4 protein-coding genes are annotated in these 3,669 nt (G+C 66.1%); all 4 read left to right on the top strand.

The annotated features are described in order from the left end of the window. Positions 1–66: 66 nt before the first annotated feature. The 4 genes from TVC13_RS17870 (at position 67) to tatC (ending at position 3,630) form a co-directional block, all read left to right on the top strand. Complete coding sequence (locus TVC13_RS17870; protein ID WP_422402472.1) at positions 67–2,067, top strand: helix-turn-helix transcriptional regulator; 2,001 nt, start codon at positions 67–69, stop codon at positions 2,065–2,067. Positions 2,068–2,141: 74 nt separating this feature from the next. Continuing rightward, a complete protein-coding gene (locus tag TVC13_RS17865; protein ID WP_422402471.1) occupies positions 2,142–2,474 on the top strand; it encodes a hypothetical protein in 333 nt (110 codons plus the stop codon). A gap of 32 nt (positions 2,475–2,506) precedes the next feature. Continuing rightward, positions 2,507–2,797 (top strand): Sec-independent protein translocase subunit TatA, encoded by a 291-nt coding sequence (gene tatA / locus TVC13_RS17860; protein WP_422402470.1) that lies wholly within the window; start codon positions 2,507–2,509, stop codon positions 2,795–2,797. A 47-nt stretch (positions 2,798–2,844) separates the two neighbouring features. Then, positions 2,845–3,630 (top strand): twin-arginine translocase subunit TatC, encoded by a 786-nt coding sequence (tatC, locus tag TVC13_RS17855; RefSeq protein WP_422402469.1) that lies wholly within the window; start codon positions 2,845–2,847, stop codon positions 3,628–3,630. Positions 3,631–3,669 lie beyond the last annotated feature (39 nt).

Raw genomic sequence — 3,669 nt, 5'->3', positions numbered from 1 at the left:
GGTCACATGTGATCCGGCGGGCCGCCCTTTGCGTGCATCGGGGCCCGGCGGCGGTAGATTAGCCGTGTGTCTGCCAAATCTGCCGAAAAGCGCACCGAGCGCCTGCTCAACCTGGTCATAGCCCTGCTCTCGACCCGGCGCGGTTTCACCAAGCAGGAACTCTTCGAGGAAATCGAGCTCTATTCCGAAGCTGCTACCGCCGAAGCCCGGGAAAAGCTCTTCGACCGGGACAAGAAGTTCCTGCGCGAACAGGGCATACCCGTGGAGTCCTACAGCGAAGACCCGCTCTATGAGCAGGACAATTCCCTGCAGCGGTACCGCATCCGCAGCGAGGAGTACCGGCTCCCCGAAGTCTCTTTCACGCCGGCCGAATCCGCGGTCCTGGCCCTTGCTGCCCAGATGTGGGAACAGGCTTCCCTCGGCTCCGCTGCGGCCCGCGCGCTGCGCAAGCTCCGCGCCCGCGGCGTCCTTGCCGAAGACGCCGCCGCCAGTCCGGTCCACCCCGCGATCCGCACGGCGGACCCTAACTTCGACAAGGTCTTCCGCGCTGTCACGAACCGAACTCCGATTACCTTCGGTTACCGGGCGTCGAACGGCACCGAATCTTCCCGCAGCGTCCAGCCGTGGGGAATGGGCTCACGATACGGCCACTGGTACCTGGTGGGCTGGGACACGGACCGGAATGCTGAACGCTGGTTCCGGCTGTCGCGGATGACAACGGATGTCTCGGCCGCCAGGGGCAGTTACAGCGTGCCGCAGGACTTCGATATCCATGCCTCGCTGGCTTCGCTGGATACTGTTTTCGCTCCCGTGGCCGCGGCGGTGGACGTCCGCGCCGGTGCCGGCGCTGAGCTGCGTCTCCGCGCCGGCGGCTCGGCGGACCCGGAAGCTGCACTGCCTTCGCCTCCCTCCGGATGGGACAGGCTCTGGTTCACCGTCACCGACCTTGACGCCCTTGCAGCCGATGCGGCTGCCCTGGGCTCTGCTGCCCGTGCCGTCCACCCGCCCGAACTGCGGACTGGTGCGCGTACAGTCCTGGCCCGTGCCCGAAGTTTCCAGGCCGAGCCGGTCCCGGAGTTTCCGGCCCCGGCAGCCGCCCGCAGTACCGCACCCAAGGCCGCCGGCGCACAGGAAAGACTCAGCCGGCTGCTGGACCTGGTTCCCTACGTCCTGGCCAACCAGGGCGCGGACCTTGCCGAGACTGCCGGTAGATTCGGCGTCAGCGCGGAACAGCTCGCCTCGGACCTGAACCTGCTGTTCGTCAGCGGCCCCCGGTATTACCCCAACGGCCTCATGGACGTGAACTTCGAGACCGGCGAGATCTACATCGACAACGCGGAGAATCTCTCGCAGCCCGTCCGCCTGTCCATGGATGAGGCCGCTGCCCTGGTAGTGGGGCTGGACACCCTTGCCGCTCTTCCCGGGGCTGCCCCTACCGACGCCGTTGCTTCCGCCCACGCCAAGCTCACCGAAGCGGCCGGTGCGGCCGCCGGCGCCGGAACGTCCCTGGCTGCTGAGCTCCTTCCCGGCGGGATTTCCCCGGATCTGCTGAAGGAACTCCAGCAGGCTGTCACCGGCCGGCGGCGCCTGGCCATCCGGTACGTCGTTCCCAGCCGTGACGAGGTCTCGGACCGGGTGGTGGATCCCCGGCGCATCTTCTCGGACAACAACATCTGGTACCTCGACGCGTGGTGCCACAAAGCACAGGCCGGACGGTTCTTCCGCGTGGACAGGATCCTCTCCGCCACGGACCACGGCGAAGCCGCCGGGGATCTGCCCGTTGCCGATCCCCAGTTCCCCTCCAGTCTTTTCACTCCCGGCGAGGCGGACGAGTTTGTCACAATCCGCCTTTTGCCTGATGCCGCATGGGCGGCGGATGCCTACCACGCCGAGCGGCGGGCCCAGCTGCCGGACGGGAGCCAGGCTGTAGTCCTGCGGACGGCCAACACCGGCTGGATTCCGGGCTTTATCGCCCGGCTGGCGGGCTCCGGCGCAGTACTGGATCCGGAGGCTCTGCGCCTCGCTACCCAGGCCTGGCTGGACGAGGCTGCGGCTAATTACGAATGAACAGCCGGTGAAGCCCTGACCCCGCGCACCCGTTTTGGCGCCGCTTCACCGCTGCCCTCCACTATGCTGGAAACATGCCTTGGTGGTCGTGGATTCTGATTTGGGTTGCCCTCACAGCGGTGGCCCTGCTGCTGTACGTCCTAATCGGCTACCGGCTCTTCCGCAAATTCATGGCAGTGCTGCGCGAAGTCCAGTCAGCCGGGGAGCGGCTGTCCTTCATCCCTGCACCTGTTCCACCGGCTCCGGCCGCGGATTTCCAGGCCGCAGTCTTCGCGGATCCGGAGGCTGAACGCATCCGGTACGAAGAAGGCAAAGCATCCCGGAAAGAGGCCCGGCGTGAACGCCGTGTGCAGCGCCGGACCCTGCGCGGACAACCGCGGGCCTGGCGCGACATCCCCGGCCTCTGACATAAAATGCATTCAAACGAAAGGACACCGGCATGCGCCTAGAAGGCTGGCACATTGTCATCATCATTGTTATTGCGATCCTGCTCTTCGGTGCCCCGAAGCTGCCGGGACTGGCGCGCAGCGTCGGACAGTCACTTCGGATTTTCAAGTCCGAGGTTCGCCAGATGAAAGATGAAAACACCACGGCCACGGACGGGGACCCGGTCGAAGGCCGCGTCGTCAACAACCCGGGCCAGGCTGCCCCGCAGCAGGGACCGGCAGCGGGAACCACGCCGCCTTCCGGGCCCAATACCGGCAGCGGTAATCCGCCCGCCAACCCGTAGCGGCTGTGGCGCTGAAACGGGGGCGCAAATCCAACCCTGAAGGGCGGATGGCCCTCAAGGAGCACCTGAAGGAGTTCCGCAACCGGCTGTTCAAGGCTGCCATTGCAGTGGTCCTGGGCACCGTGGGCGGCTTCTTCCTGTACATGCCTGTCTTCAACGAACTGACACGCCCGGTCCGGGAACTCTCGGAGGAGCAGGGCCGTCTGGCCACCATCAACTTCGACGGCGTGGCCACGTCGTTTGATCAGATGATCCAGGTGTCCGTCTTCATCGGCGTACTGGTTTCCAGCCCCTTCTGGCTGTATCAGCTCTGGGCCTTCATCACTCCCGGCCTGAAGACCAAGGAACGCCGCGCTGCCCTGGGCTTCCTCTCTGCTGCCGTTCCGCTGTTCCTGGCGGGCGTTTGGCTGGCCTGGCTGATCCTGCCCAACGCCGTCGGCGTCCTGACCGACTTCACGCCCGAAGGCGCCGCGAACGTGATCACGGCGTCCGTGTACCTGGCCTTCGTACTGCGGCTGCTGCTGGCCTTCGGCATCGCCTTCCTGATTCCGGTGGTCATGGTGGGCCTGAACCTGCTCGGGCTGCTGAGCGGCAAGACGATCGTGAAGTACTGGCGGATCACCGTGTTCATCATCTGCCTGTTCGCTGCCATGGCAGCGCCGGGCGGTGACGCCCTGAGCATGTTCTACCTCGCCGCTCCGCTGCTGGTGCTTTTCGCCGTGGCCGTGGGGCTGTGCTTCATCAATGACAAGCGCCGCGCACGGCGCAACGCCGCCCGCGAAGCCGCGGTCAGCGCCGAAGCCGACAAGGCCTCGAGCATCCAGGACCTCTAGGTTCCCGGCCGGCTGCAGTCCCTGCGTGCGGGCTGCAGC

The sequence above is a fragment of the Arthrobacter sp. 3Tela_A genome, assembly GCF_049311025.1.
Lineage (GTDB): Bacteria > Actinomycetota > Actinomycetes > Actinomycetales > Micrococcaceae > Arthrobacter_B.
The sequence above is the reverse complement of the archived record's forward strand: the minus strand, read 5'-3'. Positions and strand labels throughout refer to the sequence as shown.

What these genes read in the sequence shown, in the direction of transcription:
- TVC13_RS17865 (WP_422402471.1), top strand. Translation starts at nt 2,142, where the DNA reads ATGCCTTGGTGGTCGTGGATTCTGATTTGGGTTGCCCTCACAGCGGTG.
- tatA (WP_422402470.1), top strand. Translation starts at nt 2,507, where the DNA reads ATGCGCCTAGAAGGCTGGCACATTGTCATCATCATTGTTATTGCGATC.
- tatC (WP_422402469.1), top strand. Translation starts at nt 2,845, where the DNA reads ATGGCCCTCAAGGAGCACCTGAAGGAGTTCCGCAACCGGCTGTTCAAG.